The organism is Lactobacillus amylolyticus, from assembly GCF_003999355.1.
GTDB lineage: Bacteria > Bacillota > Bacilli > Lactobacillales > Lactobacillaceae > Lactobacillus > Lactobacillus amylolyticus.
On sequence record NZ_CP031835.1, the window covers coordinates 951,931 to 972,430 of the forward strand.

The window sequence follows — 20,500 nt, forward strand, 5'->3', positions numbered from 1 at the left end:
ACTTGGATATTATAAAAGCCAGCCTCCGCTAATATAAATTGTTTGCCCAGTACAATAAGAACTATTTTTATCTAGCAAGCATTTTACCCAATAAGAAATATCCTTTCCTTGAGCCAAACGTCCTGCCGGAATCTCACTTTCAACTTCTTGCATTGTTTCTTTGCAAAACATTGCATTCATCGGTGTGTTTACGGCGCCCGGTGCAACCACATTAACCGTCAGGTTTGTCGAAGCCACTTCACGCGCATAGGCTTGACTAAAACGGCTAAGTCCCGCTTTGGTCGCACTATAGACAGATTCCAGCGCACTTCCCTGACCACCGTAAACTGATCCTAAGTAGACGATGCGACTATATTCTTGTTTAATTAAAATTGGTTCAAGCAATTTAGTTAATTCAATGGGAACAGTCAGATTGACTTGAATAATTTTTTCAATATCAGCAATTTTTTGTTTGGTCAAAAAATCATATTTAGTGATTCCCTGTGCAAAAACCGCTGCATTAACTGGTAAGAGTGAATTAACAAACTTGGAAAGCTGCTCTTTTTCAGATAAAAAATCAAATTTTATCGGCATAAAATCCTGCTGTGGATAAATTGTCATCAGCTTTTGCGCCTGCTCACTAGCTCCATCCACATTGTTATTGCAATGCAAATAAAGTGACCAGCCATCGGCTGCCAAAGTCTGACAGATTGCTTGTCCAATTCCGCCAGTTGCGCCAAAAACAATTACACGTTTCACTGCTCTGCCTCTCCCTTCTCAAGTCTAACAGCACAAAATTGATAGTCTTTCATCAAACTTGCACAATAGCTTGCAAAATCATCAAAACTAAGCAGCTGCAGCTTCTGGATATTTTCAAACGAGTTCTCGCCATCAAGGCTTTCCTCGGCACACTCCACAGCTAAGTAGGGTAAATCATCTAAACTGCGAATTGTCTGTGCAAGCCATTCTTTTTTCTTCAGATTATAGAACTTATGCAGATAAACTCTATCCAAAGCCTGCAATGGTTTGTTTAACTCATCCTTAATTTCTTGAATGACCATCTTGCTTTGCCCACTAATTCCAAAAATAGTCGCAAAATTTCCTTCTCGTGTGTAATTAACCGAAATTTGGAGCGAATTGCTTAACAAATTGTGTTTTCTCATTCTTTCAAACCACGGACTTGTTACACTTAATTTTGATTCTAACATTATTTCAAGCATAATTTGAGACAAATCACGACTTGATAATACTTTCTTAAAATTTGGCAAGCGTAGGCCGATTCCAAAAAGGTTGGATTCACTTTTATTGACTAGGACTTTGCTTTGCAATTGCCCTTTAGCACAAACAATCTTGCACTTATTAGCTGCTTGTTTCTTAAAATATTGTTCGGATAATTTACCCACTAAGCGCAAGAGCGTTTTTACCTGATAATCTGAAAAATCTCCGCAGGCAATAAAATGCATTTTTGATGCAACATAATTTTGCTGATAGCATTCCAATAGATCCTGAGCGGTAATTGCTGCAATTGTTTCTTTGGTACCAGCAACATCAATTCCTAGATTTGAATCGCCGAACATTTGCTTCATCAAAGTATTATTGACGGCCCAATTAGGCTCATCTTGATACATAGCTAATTCCTGCTGAATAATTGGCTCTTCTTGGGCAACATTTTTTTCGGTAAAATACGGCTCGCCAACCAGTCTGAATAAAAGCTTGATCAAAGTTTGGTTATTACTGATGCCACTGCAGTAAAACATCGTCTCATTAAAAGAAGTAAAAGCATTAACATCAGCACCAATTTTTTCAAATTCATGCGATAAATCTCCGCTCTCTTTAGCGAATAATTTATGCTCTAAAAAGTGCGCCGTTCCTGCATGTCTTTGGGGATCACTGCTGCCAAAATCAACGATTATCCCAAAAAAACGTTGATTAAAATTCGGTCTCAATACAAATTCCGCCTCAAAGCCGGAATCATACTTTCGTTTAATGATTTGTGGTACTCTCATTTTAAAATATAGCTTTCATTTAAAAATAGATTTTGAACAAATTTTTGCAATTGATGAGCTGTAACTTTTTTAAGCGCAGCCAGACGATCAAAATTCTCGTATTCAGGGAAAAGATTTTCTCTGAGCATTTGAGACAGTTGCCAATTAGGTTGATCCTGGCCAATTTTTTGAACGGTTACTAACGCTCTTTTTGCCTTTTTCAGCAAGTCATCATCAATCTTGCCCTCACCAATTTGGGCCATCTCATTTCGAATGATCTTTTCTGCCTGACTGCTTTTATCAGGAGCGACGCCAGCATTAATTAAAAACAATGAATTATTAGCAAAGTTATTTGCTTCAACATCATATGCTGCACCTAATTCTTCACGAATTCCCGTAAATAATTTTGAAGAAGGGTCACCAGCAAGATATTGTGCTAAAACCATTCCAATAACTTGCTCATAATAATCAATCTTTTGCCGGTAACCATATCCCAGCATTAATTGGGCTTGCAAATTGCCTTTTTCTTCTGTTTTATTAACTAAACGCTTAGGCGTAATAATCGTTGCATCTTCTGTCATGAATTTTTTTAAAAGACCAGCTTGTTTAAACTCTTCTCTAATCAATCTATTCATTGATTTAGGGTCTCGAGCCAAGCCAATAATCGTCGTTGGCACGCTGCGCAAACTATCACTGAAACGCTGAATTTGTCCAGAAGTGGCAGCCGTAATTTCTTCAATCGGCCCCATAAAGTTTTCTGCATAATCAGGCTCATCTTGATACCAGATATTGAAAAAACGATCCAGAGCATAATTGGATGGCTCTGCGACAATTTCTTTATAATCAGCCAACAATTGTTTTTGACTAACTGAAACCAGGGCTGGATCAAAACTTGGATGCTGAACAATTAAAGCCAGATCTTCAACAATTTTGGCATAACTATAATCTGGATCCAGCAGCTCAAGCGGCTCGACGAAATTAGCAACATATGAAAGAAGCAGCTCTTTACCAAACAACTGCGGCATAATTTCTAATTGCAGATCATACAACTGCGATAATTCCTCTTGTTGAGCTCTAATTGAAGGAAAATAAAGACTTGCGTTCGTCTGCATTCTTGAAAGCAAGCTAGCATACGCTAAATTATGCTTAGTCAGCGGCAAGCGTAAAAAACAGCCTAGAGAGGCTGTTGTAAATTTTTCGTTTGATTTAATTGAAGTATTAACCGTTAGCATTTTGACTATCATCTTTCTTTGGTGGAATTAATACTTGACGAGGTTTTGATCCTTCTGATGGACCAACAATTCCTTTTGCTTCCATCTCATCAATAATTCTTGCGGCACGATTGTAGCCAATTCTAAAACGTCTTTGCAACATGGAAACACTGGCAGTTTGTTGTTTTCTTACCAAGTCAACTGCTGGAGCATAAAACTCATCATCAGGATCATCATTCGCGTTTTCAGCTGAACTGCTTGCACCCTTTTGTGGGATCATCGTTTGATCATATTCAGCCTTCTGCTGCTTTTTGACCCAGTCGATAATTCTTTCAACTTCATCACTCGCAATGTAAGCTCCTTGAATTCTTTCGGGTTTAGAAGCTCCGATGGGCATATAAAGCATATCACCGCGACCCAGCAACTTTTCAGCACCAGTCTGATCCAAAATAGTTCTGGAATCGACACCACTTGAAACAGCAAAGGAAATTCGCGATGGAACGTTGGCTTTGATTAAACCAGTAATAACATCAACACTCGGACGCTGAGTTGCCAAAATCATATGAATTCCGGCAGCACGTGCCATTTGACCCAAACGAACAATTGCTCCTTCCACATCATGGCCACCGACCATCATTAAGTCACTCAATTCATCAACTACGACTAAAATATATGGTAAAGACTGCATAACTGGCTTAGTCTTATCTTGATTGTTTTCCACAACTTTTTGATTGTATTCTTTCATATTGCGGCAGCCACTAGAAGCAAATAGCTTATAGCGGCGCTCCATTTCTTTAACAACTTTGTGAAGCGCGTTGGAGGCCAATTTTGCATCGGTTACCACTGGAATCAGCAGATGTGGTACATCATTATAAACTGACAGTTCTACCATTTTAGGATCAATCAGCACCAGCTTAATTTCTTCTGGACGTGCCTTCATTAAGATGCTGCTCAAAATCGTGTTAATCGCAACTGATTTACCAGAACCAGTTGAACCGGCAATCAGGAGGTGCGGCATTTTACTCAAATTAGCAGAGATAATTTTACCAGCGACATCTTTGCCTAATGGTACCTCCATTGGATTCTTTTTCGCTTTAGGATCTTGGTGCTCCATCACATCCTTAAAGGATACAGTTGAGGTCGTCCGATTTGGAACTTCAATTCCAATAAACGGCTTGCCCGGAATTGGTGCTTCAATTCTGATATCCTTAGCAGCAAGTGCCAAAGCAAGATCATCAGCCAAATTGACAATCCGACTAACCTTCACGCCGACTGCGGGTTGCACTTCATAGCGCGTAATCGTTGGTCCTAAAATTGCTTTTTTAATGATTACTTTAACGCCAAAACTCTTAAACGTGGACTGCAAAATTTGCGTGTTCTTTTGAATCAACTGCTTATCAGTGCTCTGATCGGCATTTTTTATTGGATCAAGCAGAGACAATGGTGGCTTCTTGTAGCTTGGATTAATTTTAGTATCTGTCTTTAACTCGCCGTGATCCACGCTGCCTAATTCTTGCATCATCTTTTGATCGTCATCGGCAAAAGAATGAGATTTAGGAAAATTATCTTCACTATGATTTACGCTAGGATTAGCAATATTTTGTGGATGATCATCAGAATAGAAACTTGGCTTGTGTTCATCAGTCTCATCTTCTGCTGGCGTATCTGGCGTAATGACTTCCGGCATTGGTGTTTCAACTTCTTCTGGTTGGCTGCTTGTGCTGCTTGCTGGTTCTGAGTCTTGCTTTTGTTCTTGCTCATCAAAATCTTCAACATCAGGAAAAACAGAGCTTTCCTTTTGTAATGGATCAGTTAATTTATCGCGATTGGATTTCTTTTGCTGGCGACGTTCTTCTTGTTTTTCGCGAATTTCCGCATATTTGTCTTTTAGTTTGTCGCTGGCTTCTTTATTTTTCTTAATAAGACCTTGGCTGAGAGCTTGAAATTTTTCAACAATTGTCCGGTACTTAACGTCAAAGAACATCAAAACGCCAATCGGGATCAATAAAACAGCAATAACTCTTAAACCAATCTGACCTAAAAGCGGATAAAAAAACTGAAAACCTAAAGTACCGAATAAACCGCCACCAACGTCTTCAGTTACAGCAGCTCGACCGAATTCAGCACCCATTTCATGCCAAAAAGAATTCATGAAACCGCTGTTAACCAGTTCACGTCCAAAAAACAATCCACTCTGAATAAGCAAGATGCCAAAAATGGATAAACACAGACCAATACTGCGTTTAACCTTTAAATGAGCTGGCTGACCATAAATTACCATGATTAAGCCGAATAAAGCTAATAAACCACTAGCCAACAAATATGAATTACCGAAGAAAAGTCGAACTAAGTTAGCAGTTTGATTGCCAAGCCATCCTACTTTTGCAAATGACAAAATTGCAATCAAAATCTGTACAATTCCAGCTGTTACCCAGTATAAAGATACCTTTTGTTTATTCTTATTTACTTTTTTACTTGTTTTTCTTTTCTTGCGTTTAGGCATGTTTTCACCTAATTAACTAGAAATTGGCTTGGAAGTTCAAGTTAACCGGCTTATCAAGGGTTACTTGAGTAACTTCATAAGTTAAAGTTTCAATATATTCGACCAAAGGTCTGCTTAAAAGGCGGTAGTCATCTTTTGACAAGTCCTGACCATCACCGTAGTAATCCTTCAATTTTATAATTTGACTAATGCGGCCGCTAACAGAAAAATCACCAGGTTCTGGAGCGACATCAAAAACAACAACTACTTCAAAATAGCTTCCGCCTTGTCCTTCATCTGTCGTTCCGTCTTCATTTTGACGAGCAGCTTTTCTAAAAGCAACATTGACCTCGTTTTTTACTCTTGGTTCTTCATTTAAATCATAGTGAAATGAGTGTACTAAAATTGGTGTTTCTTTTTCAAATTCCATAATTATTTTTTATCTCCTAAATTACGTTCATAGCGTTCTGGACGATTATAATCATCCTTCAATTTATCATTTTCATAATGGTGACTTGTTTCCATATTAGGAAATCCTTGTTGACGCAATGCTTCTAGCAAAACCATAGCTACTGAGTTAGCCAAATTGTAGCAACGAATGTTGTTAGACATCGGAATCCGCAAATTACGATCATAATATTCGCGCATAAAGGTTTCTGGCAAACCAGTTGTTTCTTTTCCAAATACAAAATAATAATTCTTGTTTGGATCTGTGTAATCCACCTGGGCATAATTTTTGGATGAAAACTTGGAAATTAGATACATTTCATCATTTGGCCCCAACGTCTTCAAAAAGGCCTCAAGATCATCATGCATATGAATTTCAACTTTATCCCAGTAATCCAAGCCTGCTCGTTTCATTTTTTTATTATCGATTTGAAAACCAAGTGGTTCAATTAAGTCCAAAACCGTATTGGTACCGGCACAAGTACGGGCAATGTTACCGGTATTGGCAGGCATTAATGGTTCATACAATACAACGTGATTTGTCATTTTTACCTCCAAATCAGCAAAAAACGTGGCTATAACACCACGTTTTGCTTAGTTATCATTTGAGTTTGTTTTTACTTGCTTATTTTTATCCGAAGATGCATCTTCCGTGGCTGAATCTGCATCATCATCAAAAACATCGGATACTTTTCGATAATAATTGTAAACACGAGACACAATAATCTTCAAGACGGCGTAAATCGGAATTCCGAAAACAACGCCCCATAAGCCCCACACTGCACTGGCTCCAATTAACAGCAAAATAGTCGTAATTGGGTGCATTTCAAGCTTATTCCCCATTACCAATGGACTGATTACACGCCCTTCAATCGTCTGCTCGATTGCAAAAACAATTAAGACTTTAATCAGCATCGGCACTGAGGTCATAATTCCAATTACTAAAGCTGGAATAAATGCAATGAACGTTCCGAAATATGGAATCAAATTCAAGAATCCAGCAAGAATTGCTAGAGTATAACCATAAGGCAAACCAACAACAGTATAGCCAATAGCGAACATCACGCCAACCCAGAAGGCAACGGTAATTTGTCCTCTGATGTAAGAAGAAATCGCATTGTTGATATCCCAAAGCAATTTGCCAAAACTCTTTTGCCAACGCTGTGGAGCGAACTTAGTAATGTAAGGACGCAAATTGTGTCCATCTTTTAACATGAAGAAAAGCAAGAAAGGTGCTGTCATTAACGTCATTATGATCATAGTAATGATACTTACAGCTGAAGAAATATTGGTCAAAGCTACATTGACAGTTGTCTGTCCTGACTTGAACAGGGTCTTTTGCGTATTATCAATTATTTTGTCAATATTGCTGCGAACGCTGTTAAGTCTTGGATCACGCAAAGCATTTTGCGTAGCATTAACAGCATCGTCCCAAATTTTTGGCCAATTCTTGACCAATGAATTGATTTGTTCTTGTACAATTGGAATAATCGTATTAATTATCCAGATTAAAGCTACAACTACAATTAAGAATAAAACAATAATCGTTAATACCCGTGGAACGCGCCACTTTTTTTCAAGCCAATCAACTACCGGATTCATAACATAAAACTGAATTGTGGCTAATAAAACCGGCGGTAAGATTGCACTGAAAAACATCCATGCTGGATTCAGGACAAATGAAATCTTATTGAAAACCCAAATAATTAGGAAAAACAGTAAGAGATTAAATAATATTACACTAAAACGATTATCTAAAAACCATTTTTCAAAGAAATTGGCTTTTTTACGACTCTTTTTTTGCTCCATCAATAATTCCCGTTAAATGTGTTCATAAACAATGTCATCATCTAGCTTGAATTGTGGCAAAGCTTGACTTTCATCAGGGTCAAAATAAATAGCGTTAGCTAATGGTGCCTTAGGTACTTTACGGTTAAAGAATAAAGTAGCGTGACCTAAAGCCTTCATATTGCTTTCAACCATTGGGCCAACATAATCAGCAATATAGGTCGTGCCATCAACTGTGATTGTATCGCCTTTCTTGAAAACAAAGCCACTTACTGGTGTTTCAGAATCAAATTTTTGAATAACTGAAACATCTTCCAAATCTTGGTTAGTGCCCTCGCCAAAAAGAATAACCATTTGGTCGCGAGCATCAACCGCCTTTTTACCTATTTTTTCAATCGTTGCTGTCCATTTCATAATTATTAACTCCTTGTATTTAATTTTAGCATAAGAAAACCGCTTAAGGACTTAAGCGGTTCACATTTTTAATTATTTTTCCGATGAAACATCAGCCATTTTCTAGCCTCATCAATTAAGACTAGTGGTATTGGCAATAAGAACAAGAAAATCCAGTCGCTAGCATTTAAAATTGTCGTGTGGAACAATTGCTGAATTCCTGGTGTCACAGTTAAGAATAAGAATAGCAAAATTTCAAAAATAATTCCGAACCAAATATTCTTATTGCTAAACAGGCCTTTCTTGAAGATCGAAATCTTATTTGTCCGGCAATTCAGAACGTTGGCAATCTGAGCAAAGACAATTGCTCCCAAAAACATCGTCGTTGCTCTCATATAAACGGGACCACTCGCAGCCAATGCTTGAATTGGCCAACCATTTTGGTGGTTGACAAAGAAATAAGCTCCGGTTGAAATGATGCTTTCTAGCAAGCCATACCAAACAAAGGCACGTAAAATAACCTGCTTGTTCAATAAGTGATCACTGCGCTTTCTTGGCGGTTGATTCATAACATCTGGATCAGCTGCTTCAGCACCTAAACCCAAAGCTGGCAGCATATCAGTCCCCAAGTCAACGGTCAAAATCTGCATGACCGTCATTGGCAATGGGATAAGTCCACCTGAAAACAGGAAGAGAATAGGTGGAAAAGCTTCTGGTACATTGGAAGTCAAAATATAAGTCAAAAACTTGCGGATATTGCTGTACGCTGCACGACCTTCCTCAATCGCAGCCACAATTGAAGCAAAGTTATCGTCAGTCAAAATCATATTGGCAGCATCTTTAGCAACATCCGTTCCGCTTAAGCCCATCGCAATACCAATATCAGCTTGCTTTAAGGCAGGGGCATCATTGACGCCATCACCAGTTGCGGCAACAATTTCGCCATTTGCCTGACAGTTTTTAACGATACGATATTTTTGTTCAGGAGCAACCCGGGCAAAAATAACTTCCTCTTTCAGTGCCTTACGGAGCTCTTCATCACTCATCTGATCAAGTTCATTGCCGGAAATCACCCTGGCTTTATCTGAAGTTAAGCCAATTTGAACAGCAACAGACTTAGCGGTTAATTTTGAGTCACCGGTAACCATGATAATTCTGATTTTTGCTTGGTGACATTTTTTGACGGCGTTATAAACTTCAGGCCGTGGTGGATCGCTCATCGAAACCAATCCAACGAAAATCAAATGATTTTCAGCATCATCAACAGTCAAATTATTTATTTGTTCATTCTTAGGAATAATTCGATAAGCAAGTGCCATGCTTCTTAAGCCGCGAGCAGCATAATCGGCATTCACCTTTTTAACGCGAAGACGATCATCATCAGTCATCGCTCTGACTTGTCCATTAACTTGAATTTGATCACATCGACCAATCGTATCGCTGAATGACCCTTTGGTAAGAACAATCGCCTGTGTATCGTTCCAGCGATTGATCGTGGACATCCGTTTACGATCCGAATCAAAAGGCAATTCCTTTAAGCGAGGATATTTTACTAAAACCCGTTGCTTATCAAAACCGGCCTTTTCAGCCATGATGATTAATGAAGCTTCTGTCGGCGTTCCTAAAATCTTAGGCCTGCCGCCCTTTTTCTTGCTTGGTTCAACGCTAGTATCATTATCCAAAGCAGCAATTTGCACCAACTTGTGCAAATCTGGGTTTTCATCGTACCAAAGCTGCTTATTATTTAATTCAATTTGACCATTGTTAACATAGCCATTACCAGTGACATGATATTCATTGGCTGGTGTCCAAATATAATGGATCGTCATCTGGTTTTGCGTTAATGTTCCTGTTTTATCAGAACAAATAACCGTAGTTTCACCTAGAGTTTCAACAGAGTTAAGCTCTTTAACCAAAGCATGCTTTTTAGCCATTCGCCGTACACCTTGAGCCAAACTCAAAGTCACCGTTGGCAAAAGTCCTTCAGGAATAAAGGCGACAATCATCCCTAAACCAAAAATGAAGGCTTTGGCAAAAGGATATTTTACAACGAAAATAGCTGCAATCAAGAAAATAACCCCAATTGTAACCGCGATGATTGAAATTTGCTTAGTCAAGCGACTAAGTTCATTGGTCAATGGACTTTCAGTCTTTTCTTCTTTTTGGGTCAACTGGGCAATTCGGCCAAATTCTGTTTGCATCCCTGTGGCAAACGCAATTGCACGTCCATTTCCTCCGACCACGGTAGTACCAGAATAAATCAAATTGCTTTCCGCATAGCTGCCTTCACCAGGTTGATATTTTGTAGTCTTTGATTCAGGTACGGATTCGCCGTTTAGCGCACTTTGATCTACCTGCATTGAAGTAGCTGTAATAATTCTGGCATCAGCTGGAACTCTATTGCCTGCCTGTAAAACAAACACATCGCCTGGAACCAGCTGTTTGCTATCAATTTGCTTTTTCTTGCCATCTCTAATTACTTGGACATAGGTAGGCAGCATGCTATTCAAAGCATCTGTTGCTTTCTTAGCTGCCCGCTCTTGCCAAAAGCTGAATAAACCGTTAATGATGTTAACGAGCCAAATCGCAATTCCTAGTTCTAGCGTTCCTGAAAAAATCGCAATGACGCCTGAAATCCAAAGCAAAATCGCCATCATGCTGGTAAAGTTTTTAAAAAAGTTCTTCCACATTGATTCGGCTTCTGCTTTTTTAATTTCATTTGGGCCATACTTTTGCAATCTTTTTTCAGCTTCTGCTTCACTTAAGCCATTTGCTGAAGATTTAAGATTGGCAAAAACTTCTGAAATATCATTCTGAGCATACTGGGCTCGAATTTTCTTTTCATCCATCTTAATTTCCTCTTTATTTTTCCTATCGTCCTTTTGTAGTTAATGTAGCACACTTTAAATTCTTTTACAATTCAGTTAATATTTTAATCCTATTTAAAAACTTAGGTATAAAATACTACTTGAGACTAATTTTATACGGAGATATTCTATGAAAGTTCTGATTGGCGGTTATACAAAAAAAAGTTCTAAAGGTATTTATGAATTGCCTTTTACCGGCACTGATCAAACGGCTCGTCTTGGCGAAGCTGAAAACATTATCCAAGTCAGTGACCCTACTTATTTTCAAAAAGACGGTGCTTTAATTTTTACCATCAATAAACCAAATAATGATGAAGGTGGTATCAGCGTCTTTAAACTTGAAGATGGACAATACCATGAAGTCGACACTTATTTAACCCCTGGCTCTTCTCCAGCATACGTGGGAATTAACCGCGATAAGCATCTGCTTTACACAGCTAACTACCATACCGGCATTATTTCCGTCTTCAAGTATGATGAAAACGGTGAATTGACTTTACTTGATAAAGACAAACATGAAGCTCGGACTTTGGGACCTCGTCCTGAACAAGACAGCGCTCACCCCCACTTCTTTGATGAAACACCTGCAGGTAATTTAGTTTGCTGCGACTTAGGAAACGATACTGTTGAGTTTTATCATCTAAATAAGCAAAACAAATTGGAACACTTGGCAACCTTTAAGAGTGAAGCAGGTTTTGGCGATCGTCACATTGTCTTTAATAAAAAAGGCGATTGCTTCTACGTAGCCGGTGAATTATCAAGCAAAATTACGGCGGTCAAATTTAATGAAGATGACTGGAAGTTTGAAGAAATTGCTACTTATTCAACTATTCCAGCCGACTGGACCGAACATAACGGAGCTGCAGCAATCAGAATTTCCAAAGACGGCAAATTCATTTACGTCTCCAACCGTGGAAATGACTCAATCGCTGTTTTCGCCGTTAACGATGATGACACCTTAAAACTGGTCCAACGTATTTCAGTTGAAGGTTCCTTCCCACGCGATTTCAACTGGGACGAAAGTGAAAAATATGTTGTTGTTGCCAATCAAAATACTGACAATGCCACCCTTTATTTGCGCAATGCTGAGACAGGTGCATTGACCACTATTCAAAAAGACATCAAAGTTCCTGAAGGAACCAGAGTCGAATTTGAAGAGTAACAATATAAATATTGTGAAAAAAAGCTATGACAGTTGGTCATAGCTTTTTTCTTAAGGTAAAATAGAATACAGGAAACAAAAGGGAGGTCAAAATGAAAAGAAAAACCTTTCGAATAATGCTATTTATTCTGGGCGGCTTACTTGGCCTCCTTGTTCTATATCACTTATACTTGAGTTATTTGCCAGAAATCAAATTACTCCTTCATTTTGACAGCCACAATGAAGAATTGTTAATTAAGATTGTTCGCAGTCATGGCTGGGAAGATTTGATTTTCTTATTCATCCTCAATGCTTTGTGTGTAGCAATTCCTGGTCTATCAAATGGTATCTTCTGTGTCTTGAACGGTATTTTATATGGACCGGCGACAGGTTTTATCATCAATTGGATCAGTGACATCTTGGGACAAATTGTCTTACTGTTTCTTTTGCAGCGTTTGTATAATCCAAAAAAGCTTGAAAACAGCAAGTTATACAAATTGATGATGAACCAGACTTATCCCCAAATAAGTTTAACCATTGGTTATATGATCCCATTTATCCCCCGTGCAACCATTACTTATGCTAATGTGCTGATTAATAAAGATTTTAAAAAGCGAATTATTCCTATTTCTCTCGGTTCAATTCCAATGGCCTATATATACGCTTATGGTGGCGACTCCATCCTGCACTTAGATGAGCAAAGAATTATCAAGGCAGTCGTTGGCTTTATCATCATCGCTGCTATTGCACTTTTACTTTTATTAGTAATGCGCCAAATTAAAAAGTACACAAAAAAAGCTTAGTCTTTTGACTAAGCTTTTTCTTTGATTTTGCTTGTCTATTTCTTTAACTGATAGCTTTCGCTTTCAGGATCAAAGAAGTAGACTTCTTTTTTATCCTCATATTCCAAATTAATTTGTGCATAAGGCTTTTCATAACCGAAATGACTTAATCTAATTTCGGAATGATCCGCACCCATTCTTACTTCGTACAAATTGTATTGACCATTTTCATATTCAAAGTCTGTCCCATTATCTTGATAATGAACATAATCTCCGCGATCGCCAAATAATCTGAAAGTCATTAAAGCATTGCTTTCAACTGCAACATGATCCCGGCTTTGATCCCATGGCAAAATCGTATTCTTCTTAATGAATAATGGCAATTTATCAAGAGGAGCATCTGCCAATATGGTAGTCTTGCCGCAATATTCTGCGCCAGTCCAGAAGTCGAGCCATTCACCTTCTGGCAAGTAAACTTGACGGCTGGTTTGACCTTCCATAACAATTGGTGCTACCAACAAATCAGTTCCGACCATGTATTCATCGTTCATCTTTTGCACCTTGTGATCGGCAGGATAGTTCAAAACAAGTGGCCGCATTACTGGCAAGCCTGTTTTGCTTTCATAATAGAAGCGATCATAAAGGTAAGAAATCAAATGATACCGCAATTTCAAATACTTGCGATAAATTGAAAGAGTTGGTTCGCCAAATGTCCAAGGTTCCTGTGCTCGTGTTCCAGCTGCTGCATGGTTTCTAAACAGTGGGCTAAAGACAGCTGCTTCAATCCAACGAGTCAAAAGCTCAGCAGTACAATCAGCACCGAATCCGCCGATATCGGTACCAGCAAAACTGAAGCCGCTCATACCTAAATTGCAGAGTTGTGGAATCATCATTTGCAAGTGAGGCCATAAGCTTTGATTATCACCGGTCCAAATAGTGGAATACTTTTGTGTTCCGGCATAACAAGCACGAGTAATTACGTATGGGCGTTTGCCCGTATCCTTCTTTAAGCCTTCATAAGTTGCTTTTGCCATGCAATGACCATAAACATTGTGAATCTTTGCATGGGTTGATTCCTTTTTGCCATCTGAAAAGACAACATCATTTGGAAGCGGACCGTTAAATGATGCAGGTTCATTCATGTCATCCCAGATGCCGCAAGCGCCGAGATCAACCAGGTATTTAATATTCTTACCCCACCAGTCGCGTACTTCTTTGCGTGCAAAATCTGGAAAGACTGCATCCCCTGGCCAAACCTTGTTGACATAGATCGTACCATCTGGACTCTTGACAAAATAACCGTTCTTGACGCCTTCTTGATATACCCAGTAATTTTCGTCTACCTTAACGCCGGGATCAATAATCGTCATTACTCTAAAGCCTTTTTTACGCAGATCTGCAATAAACTTTTTAGGATCATCATAGCTATCTTTACGCCAAGTGAAGACTCTAAAGCCATCCATATAATCAATGTCAAAGTGGATGACATCACAAGGCAAGTCATTAGCCCGCAATTTTTCGGCAATTTTTGCAACATCTTTTTGACTGACTGAATAGCCCCAACGTGATTGTTGATAACCCAGCATCCACTTTTGTGGCAATGGAACGCGACCAGTTAAATAAGTGTAGTTGGTGATGACCTCTTTTAAAGTTTTGCCTCCGATAATGTAGTAGTCCAAATTACCATTAGATGCTGAATAATAGTAATAGTCTTGACTTTCTTTGCCTAAATCAAAGTGGCTTTTATAAGTATTGTCAAAGAAGAGGCCGTATGGATGTCCTTGCTTAACCCCAATTAAAAATGGAATTGACTTATACAAAGCCTTCATGCTCTCAACATGCGGTTCAGGAACATCGCTGTTCCAGTTGTCATATTCATAACCGCGTTTATCAAGATAACCGGTTTTATCGCCTAAACCATAAAATTGTTCGTCACTGGCTAATTTCTTAATAACTAAAACTCTATTATCAGCTTCATTGGTTAAAACATCATGTCCTTCTGAAGCAGCCAGCTTTTCCTGTTCAGGGTTAACGCTGCGATCAAGGGGTGTTCGTTTCCCAGCATAATCCAGTACAAGCGGATGCTGATGATTGTCATAAACGTTTAACCGTAAATCAGAATTAACGGTCAATGTTAATGAAGCAGTTTTTAATTCAATCTGATCATTATTTTGAGTGACATTGACACTGGTTTGAATTTGTTTATTACCTTCAATTGCAAATGAGTCACCGCTTTCGCCGTGATCTTCAAAAACTCGAATGATTTCCGGCGTTAAAACGGTCAACACGATTTTGCGCTGATCATTGCTAAAAGTAAAAGTTTGCTCATTTTGTTTAAAATCCATTTTATTTATCCTTGAAATCGTTTTATTACAATCACTATGGTAAAACATGTCAGTACAAATTTCTAGGCGAACAAAAAAGCAATTTGGAAAAATCCAAATTGTTTTTCAATAATTGCCTATTCTTTAAATCAGGTTGGCTTCTTTCAGCAATTGAGCAACCCATGTCTTTTTAATCTTCTTCATCCCTGTCTTTAAAGCAAGCTTTTCTGGCAATGGCATTTCTTGATCAAGCAGTTTCTTCTTATCTGACATGTAGTACATTGCTCTAAGAAGCTGACGCAAATCATAAATTGAATCATAAACTTCAGGCACGCCACGATCAACATTCAGCATTGTGTAAACTGCCTCCATCGCAGTTCTGACTGAATATTCAGTTGTGAAGACCGTATCTCTTGTTGGACTTTCAGCAAAGTTGCCGATAAAGGCTAAGTTGACAGAACCTTCAGGAACAACTGCTGGACGGTCACCGTCATGACGAGGCATGAAGTAACTAGTAATATATGGCATGTAAACAGGAACAGTGTTCATGTTTTCTTCACTTGCATCCTGTTCAATTTCGTTTTCAGGTACGCCTAAGTGGTAAAGCAACTCTTCACAAATTTCCTTACCAGTACATTCAGTGACCCTCTTCTTAATGTAATTGCCTTCAGTATCAGAGTACAAAGCATAGATCCAAATTACAATTTCATTTGGTTTTTGGCTCTTAAAGTGTGGTTGACGGTGAATGGTAAAGCTTAAGCCCCAGTTTGAATCAGTAACGGTAATAATACCACCGGTGTTAACACGACCGTCGTAAAGGCTACGCTTGGTTAGTCTTTCAAAATATGGGGCAAGCTTCTTAGTCTTCATTGTTGTAGTTGCAGAAACAAACCAGCTGCGTTCTGGAATGTTTTCACAGAAGACATCAGGATGGCCAAAAGCAGGATCCTGTGCTGCCAAGTTTTCCCATAATTTCCATGAACCGCCTTTTGCGTGACTAATTGGAGCTGGCGTGTTTTGATCACCATAAGTTGATGATTCGGTAATTGAACCATTAGTTACGAAGACAAGATCATCTTGGGTTAAATCAATAACGCTTTGTTCACCATCTTTGGTCATTACGATCTTCTTGGCAATCTTTTTATCACCTTCATGATCAACTAAAATATTTTGAACATGCACATCATATTGAATATCAACTTTATGTTCTTTAAGGTAAGCTAAAACAGGTTTAACCATTGATTCATACTGGTTGTATTTGTTGAACTTCAAAGCGGTAAAGTTTGGCAAACCATCAATATGGTGAATAAAGCGCATTGCGTAACGGCGCATTTCAGCTAATGAGTGCCATTTTTCAAAGGCAAACATCGTTGACCAGTATGCCCAGAAATTAGTCTTGAAGAAGTCATCAGAGAAGTAATCTTCGATAGTTTCACCTTCAATTTCACTTTCTGGCGTCATAATCAATTTCACGATTTCATTAGCACATTTGCCCAATCCATATTGACCATCACTTGGCAAACGCTCGCCGCGCTTATGAATTAACCGGCAGTTAGAAGAGTTTGGATCCTTCTTATCGAGCCAGTAGTATTCGTCCAAATAAGAAGCACCAGGAATTTCCAAACTAGGAATTGAACGATACATATCCCATAAGCATTCAAAGTGGTTTTCCATTTCACGTCCGCCACGAACAACAAAGCCGGCATTAGGACGCTCCGTACCATCAAGTGAACCACCGGCAACTGGCAATTCCTCTAAAATATGAATCTTTTCGCCCTTCATCTTAGCATCACGAATCAAGAAGACGGCGGCAGCAAGGCCAGCTAAGCCGCTACCGATAACATAAGCAGATTTGTTATCAACGCCTGCTGGTTTTTGTGCGTCAGCAAAGGCCTCATAATTACCATTAGAATAATACATGTTTGTCCTCTTTTCTGTATTAGAATAGTTCAAGATCTCATTTTTTATTGTATTAAAAGCGGTTTCAAATGGCAATGATTTTGCAAAATTATTAAGGAAATTAAATAATTGGATAACACAGACATAATAAAAAGCAGTCCTTTAAAGACTGTTCCATAACTTCTGCATATCTGCAGGATCAGAGATTTTTTCCTCTACTTGTTCTTGATCAAAGGGATCTGTAAAAGCCAAATAAAAGCAATTTAACGCCTGTCTAAAAAAAATATTGCTGCCACCGTATAATTTATCACCTAGCAAAGGATGACCGATATAAGCCATATGAACCCGAATTTGGTGCGTTCGTCCAGTCAACAAACGAAGCTCAACTAAACTAGCATTATTTTTTTGTGCTAAAACCTGATACTCAGTTTGTGCTTTTTGTCCGGTTGACATTACTTGTCTCTTAACCCCGCCGCCTTCTTTACCAATCGGTTGATCAATCAATCCTTTTAATTCATTTGAAGAAAAATTGCCGGCAACGATAGCATGATATTTTTTGACAAAATTTTCTTTATCCATCTTGCTAAAACGCGCATGTGCCACCGCATTTTTACCAATTAAAACCAAACCAGAGGTATCTCTATCTAAGCGAGTAACGACATGTGGCTTTAGACCTGCTTCATTTTGTTTTTCAAAATAACACATTGCACGATTAACCAAAGCATCGGAGTCTTCATAGCGCGATGGAATCGATAAAACCCCAGCTTCTTTGTTCACAATCAGGTAATTTGGAGTCTCTTTGACGATTTTTATTGGCTCCTCGGAAGGCCTCAGCCAATGATTTTCTTTTTCATGACCAGGAATAAAAATCACTTCATCCCCTGCCTTTAGATGAAAACTATTGTAGCGTCGTTTATGATTAACCAGCACTAATCCGCCATGATGTCGCGCTTTAATCAAAGCCTGATGAGAAAAGCCGTTTTTAAGCAAAAAAGAACCCAGCTTTTTAGGGTCTTTTTCTTGAACGAATAATTTAAAACTAGTCATTGTTATCACTGATAAAGGCTGTTTTAACTCTCGACCAAAAATGGTGGTGACCAAAACGATCAAACTGAATTGAGTGTTTGGAAATGCGGTAAACGATCTTTTTGGCATTGCGAACAGCCTTGCACTCACCATCAATTGTCATAACAAAATGGTCTGTATTAGGAATAATCGTAATCCACTGCCTGGGTGCAATAACGATTGGTGACGACAAAGTTCTGAAGACTCGATTGTTGATCGAAGCAATTTCCGTCATCTGCAAAGCTTTTAATTCAGGGTGAATAACCGCTCCACCCAATGATTTGCTATAAGCCGTCGACCCAGTGGGCGTTGAAACACAGAGACCGTCGCCACGGAAATTTTCAAAAGGCTGATCATCGATGTAAATATCAGCTTCCAAAGTATGAGAAACTCGTTTAATCGCCGATTCATTCAAGGCCAAATAGTGGCTCTTTTCACCAGCCTCGGTGATCATTTCAATATCAAGCAAGGGATACTTGGCAGCTTCTGCCTTTTGCAAAGTCAAAGCTTCTACCATTTTATCCACGTCATAATTGCGCCAGTCGGTATAAAAGCCCAGGTGCCCAGTATGCACACCGATAAAACGAATCGAATCAACTTGATTAGCATAACGGTGAAAAGCATTGATCAGCGTTCCATCACCGCCGACAGTAATAACAATATCTGGATATTTAGCGTCATATATCAAATTGCGATCTTTTAGTTTTTCTTTTAAATGAGCTACAACCTTTAAAGTTTCCGGATTATTATTGTGGGCAATCGCTACTTTCATGATTTTTCCTTGCCTTTATTTTTCGTAAAAATCTTCTGTGCTTCTTGTACTTCATCCTTAATCGAAGACATTTCCTGATCAAGTTTGTAAGCAGCTTCTGCTGTTGACTTTAGTCGCTCTGAAACGTCATCCGGATATTCGCCCTGATATTTGTAGTTAAGCGTATGCTCGACCGTAGCCCAAAAGTTCATTGCCAAAGTTCTGATCTGAATTTCGGCAATCAGTTTTTTTGGACCTTCAGGCAAGTAAACAGTATATGAAATGACCATATGATATGAACGGTAGCCAGACGGCTTCGCATTTTGAATATAATCGCGTTCTTCAACAACTTCCATATCATCACGAGCATGAATCAAATCGACAACATTATAAATATCATCCACGAATTGCGTTACGATTCTGATGCCTGCAATGTCCTGCATATCGGTTTCAATTACTTCGGGACTGATAACTCGGCGGGTCATCTTTTCTTTAATTGAATCGATCGTTTTTACTCTTCCAATTACAAATTCAATTGGTGAATGTTCTCCCTTGGTTAAAAAACTTTGTCTTAAGGAACGAAACTTAACTTTTAATTCACGTACTGCCTCATCATAAGGCCATAAGAAGTTATCCCAATCTATGTCCATGAAAAATTTCCTTTCTTACAACAAACATCTAAATTTTAACATATAATCGTATAAGAGAGATTGGAGTGAACTTATTTGAGTAAAAATCGTGAAATCGAAGCAAAAACCATTTTAAAACGTGAAGTCTACGATGATTTAGTTAAAAATTTCGACCACAAAGCTGATTTTAAACAGGAAAACTATTATTTTGACACCCCTGATTGGTTATTAAAAACGCACAACATCGGTCTCAGAATTCGCATATTTAGCGATCACGCCGAACAGACAATGAAAGTGCCTGATCCTCGTCCTGTTCAAACAGACTTTCATGAAGTAATTGAAATTAACGATGATTTGTCTGTTCAAAAAGCAAAAAAGATGGTACAGCAAGCTAAAGATGGGCAAATGTTTACTTTTGCCGGCAATGTTGGCATCTATCTTCAAGAGCATTTTGCCAAAGAAAGCAGCAAATTAGTCTTATTTACCTGGAGCAAAACGCGGCGTATTTTAGCAAATGGTCCACAAAATTGTGAATTAACGCTTGATTCTACCAGTTATCCAGATAGCTTTTGTGACTATGAATTAGAGATTGAAAATACTAATCCTGCTTTAATCAAAAAAGTCCAAGAAAAGTTGGAAAGAAAATATCACTTTAAACAAACAGCAGCCAGTACCAATCAAAATAAAATTGCGCGTGCAACCGCTCACCGAAAATAACATATAGAAAATAAGGCGTATTTTTTGTATGAGTTTTTAT

Annotated in this window: 17 protein-coding genes; 3 read left to right on the forward strand and 14 right to left on the reverse strand. The window is 38.5% G+C overall.

Going from position 1 to position 20,500, the window contains the following annotated elements; genetic code table 11:
• Positions 1 to 9: 9 nt before the first annotated feature.
• The 9 genes from ymfI to D0Z64_RS04880 all read right to left on the reverse strand — a co-directional run bounded on the left by ymfI (position 10) and on the right by D0Z64_RS04880 (position 11,134).
• Positions 10 to 738, reverse strand: coding sequence for an elongation factor P 5-aminopentanone reductase (gene ymfI / locus D0Z64_RS04840; RefSeq protein ID WP_006352639.1), 729 nt, complete (start codon positions 736 to 738; stop codon positions 10 to 12).
• Positions 735 to 1,985, reverse strand: a complete 1,251-nt coding sequence (locus tag D0Z64_RS04845) for a M16 family metallopeptidase (RefSeq protein ID WP_127345681.1) — start codon at positions 1,983 to 1,985, stop codon at positions 735 to 737. Before D0Z64_RS04845 ends, ymfI begins: the two co-directional genes overlap by 4 nt.
• Positions 1,982 to 3,196 carry a M16 family metallopeptidase gene (locus D0Z64_RS04850; protein WP_164742124.1) on the reverse strand — a complete coding sequence of 405 codons (1,215 nt, stop codon included), beginning with the start codon at positions 3,194 to 3,196 and terminating at the stop codon, positions 1,982 to 1,984. Before D0Z64_RS04850 ends, D0Z64_RS04845 begins: the two co-directional genes overlap by 4 nt.
• Positions 3,183 to 5,678: a DNA translocase FtsK gene (locus D0Z64_RS04855; RefSeq protein WP_127345683.1), complete on the reverse strand. Its 2,496-nt coding sequence runs from the start codon at positions 5,676 to 5,678 to the stop codon at positions 3,183 to 3,185. The genes D0Z64_RS04850 and D0Z64_RS04855 overlap by 14 nt, the downstream gene beginning before the upstream one ends.
• A gap of 16 nt (positions 5,679 to 5,694) precedes the next feature.
• Positions 5,695 to 6,087, reverse strand: a complete 393-nt coding sequence (locus tag D0Z64_RS04860) for a DUF1149 family protein (RefSeq protein ID WP_080881575.1) — start codon at positions 6,085 to 6,087, stop codon at positions 5,695 to 5,697.
• Positions 6,088 to 6,089: 2 nt separating this feature from the next.
• Positions 6,090 to 6,650, reverse strand: coding sequence for a tRNA (cytidine(34)-2'-O)-methyltransferase (locus D0Z64_RS04865; RefSeq protein ID WP_006352645.1), 561 nt, complete (start codon positions 6,648 to 6,650; stop codon positions 6,090 to 6,092).
• 48 nt (positions 6,651 to 6,698) lie between these two features.
• On the reverse strand, positions 6,699 to 7,913 hold the full coding sequence (locus tag D0Z64_RS04870) for an AI-2E family transporter (RefSeq protein ID WP_080881576.1): 1,215 nt from the start codon (positions 7,911 to 7,913) through the stop codon (positions 6,699 to 6,701).
• A gap of 12 nt (positions 7,914 to 7,925) precedes the next feature.
• On the reverse strand, positions 7,926 to 8,306 hold the full coding sequence (locus D0Z64_RS04875; protein WP_006352647.1) for a PTS glucitol/sorbitol transporter subunit IIA: 381 nt from the start codon (positions 8,304 to 8,306) through the stop codon (positions 7,926 to 7,928).
• Between the two features lie 68 nt (positions 8,307 to 8,374).
• Positions 8,375 to 11,134, reverse strand: a complete 2,760-nt coding sequence (locus D0Z64_RS04880; protein ID WP_127345684.1) for a cation-translocating P-type ATPase — start codon at positions 11,132 to 11,134, stop codon at positions 8,375 to 8,377.
• A gap of 148 nt (positions 11,135 to 11,282) precedes the next feature.
• Between D0Z64_RS04880 and D0Z64_RS04885 the strand changes: the two genes are divergently transcribed.
• Positions 11,283 to 12,314, forward strand: coding sequence for a lactonase family protein (locus D0Z64_RS04885; RefSeq protein WP_127345685.1), 1,032 nt, complete (start codon positions 11,283 to 11,285; stop codon positions 12,312 to 12,314).
• A gap of 92 nt (positions 12,315 to 12,406) precedes the next feature.
• Positions 12,407 to 13,096: a TVP38/TMEM64 family protein gene (locus D0Z64_RS04890; RefSeq protein ID WP_127345686.1), complete on the forward strand. Its 690-nt coding sequence runs from the start codon at positions 12,407 to 12,409 to the stop codon at positions 13,094 to 13,096.
• Between the two features lie 35 nt (positions 13,097 to 13,131).
• Here D0Z64_RS04890 and D0Z64_RS04895 read toward each other — a convergent pair whose 3' ends face one another.
• The 5 genes from D0Z64_RS04895 to D0Z64_RS04915 all read right to left on the reverse strand — a co-directional run bounded on the left by D0Z64_RS04895 (position 13,132) and on the right by D0Z64_RS04915 (position 19,764).
• Entirely contained in the window at positions 13,132 to 15,420 is a 2,289-nt protein-coding gene (locus D0Z64_RS04895) for a glycoside hydrolase family 31 protein (RefSeq protein ID WP_127345687.1), read from the reverse strand.
• A 123-nt stretch (positions 15,421 to 15,543) separates the two neighbouring features.
• Positions 15,544 to 17,319 carry an oleate hydratase gene (locus D0Z64_RS04900; RefSeq protein ID WP_127345688.1) on the reverse strand — a complete coding sequence of 592 codons (1,776 nt, stop codon included), beginning with the start codon at positions 17,317 to 17,319 and terminating at the stop codon, positions 15,544 to 15,546.
• Between the two features lie 141 nt (positions 17,320 to 17,460).
• Positions 17,461 to 18,345, reverse strand: coding sequence for an RluA family pseudouridine synthase (locus D0Z64_RS04905; RefSeq protein ID WP_127345689.1), 885 nt, complete (start codon positions 18,343 to 18,345; stop codon positions 17,461 to 17,463).
• Entirely contained in the window at positions 18,338 to 19,135 is a 798-nt protein-coding gene (locus tag D0Z64_RS04910; RefSeq protein ID WP_080881584.1) for an NAD kinase, read from the reverse strand. The genes D0Z64_RS04905 and D0Z64_RS04910 overlap by 8 nt, the downstream gene beginning before the upstream one ends.
• The gene (locus D0Z64_RS04915) at positions 19,132 to 19,764 is read right to left on the reverse strand and encodes a GTP pyrophosphokinase (protein ID WP_006352655.1); all 633 of its coding nucleotides are present in this window, start codon (positions 19,762 to 19,764) and stop codon (positions 19,132 to 19,134) included. Before D0Z64_RS04915 ends, D0Z64_RS04910 begins: the two co-directional genes overlap by 4 nt.
• Before the next feature lie 75 nt (positions 19,765 to 19,839).
• Between D0Z64_RS04915 and D0Z64_RS04920 the strand changes: the two genes are divergently transcribed.
• Entirely contained in the window at positions 19,840 to 20,460 is a 621-nt protein-coding gene (locus D0Z64_RS04920) for a CYTH domain-containing protein (protein WP_006352656.1), read from the forward strand.
• Positions 20,461 to 20,500: the final 40 nt, after the last annotated feature.

Excerpts from the sequence above, each read along its gene's own strand:
- D0Z64_RS04845 (WP_127345681.1), bottom strand. The coding sequence starts at position 1,985 with ATGAGAGTACCACAAATCATTAAACGAAAGTATGATTCCGGCTTTGAG.
- D0Z64_RS04850 (WP_164742124.1), bottom strand. The coding sequence starts at position 3,196 with ATGCTAACGGTTAATACTTCAATTAAATCAAACGAAAAATTTACAACA.
- D0Z64_RS04855 (WP_127345683.1), bottom strand. The coding sequence starts at position 5,678 with ATGCCTAAACGCAAGAAAAGAAAAACAAGTAAAAAAGTAAATAAGAAT.
- D0Z64_RS04860 (WP_080881575.1), bottom strand. The coding sequence starts at position 6,087 with ATGGAATTTGAAAAAGAAACACCAATTTTAGTACACTCATTTCACTAT.
- D0Z64_RS04865 (WP_006352645.1), bottom strand. The coding sequence starts at position 6,650 with ATGACAAATCACGTTGTATTGTATGAACCATTAATGCCTGCCAATACC.
- D0Z64_RS04870 (WP_080881576.1), bottom strand. The coding sequence starts at position 7,913 with ATGGAGCAAAAAAAGAGTCGTAAAAAAGCCAATTTCTTTGAAAAATGG.
- D0Z64_RS04875 (WP_006352647.1), bottom strand. The coding sequence starts at position 8,306 with ATGAAATGGACAGCAACGATTGAAAAAATAGGTAAAAAGGCGGTTGAT.
- D0Z64_RS04880 (WP_127345684.1), bottom strand. The coding sequence starts at position 11,134 with ATGGATGAAAAGAAAATTCGAGCCCAGTATGCTCAGAATGATATTTCA.
- D0Z64_RS04885 (WP_127345685.1), top strand. The coding sequence starts at position 11,283 with ATGAAAGTTCTGATTGGCGGTTATACAAAAAAAAGTTCTAAAGGTATT.
- D0Z64_RS04890 (WP_127345686.1), top strand. The coding sequence starts at position 12,407 with ATGAAAAGAAAAACCTTTCGAATAATGCTATTTATTCTGGGCGGCTTA.
- D0Z64_RS04895 (WP_127345687.1), bottom strand. The coding sequence starts at position 15,420 with ATGGATTTTAAACAAAATGAGCAAACTTTTACTTTTAGCAATGATCAG.
- D0Z64_RS04900 (WP_127345688.1), bottom strand. The coding sequence starts at position 17,319 with ATGTATTATTCTAATGGTAATTATGAGGCCTTTGCTGACGCACAAAAA.
- D0Z64_RS04905 (WP_127345689.1), bottom strand. The coding sequence starts at position 18,345 with ATGACTAGTTTTAAATTATTCGTTCAAGAAAAAGACCCTAAAAAGCTG.
- D0Z64_RS04910 (WP_080881584.1), bottom strand. The coding sequence starts at position 19,135 with ATGAAAGTAGCGATTGCCCACAATAATAATCCGGAAACTTTAAAGGTT.
- D0Z64_RS04915 (WP_006352655.1), bottom strand. The coding sequence starts at position 19,764 with ATGGACATAGATTGGGATAACTTCTTATGGCCTTATGATGAGGCAGTA.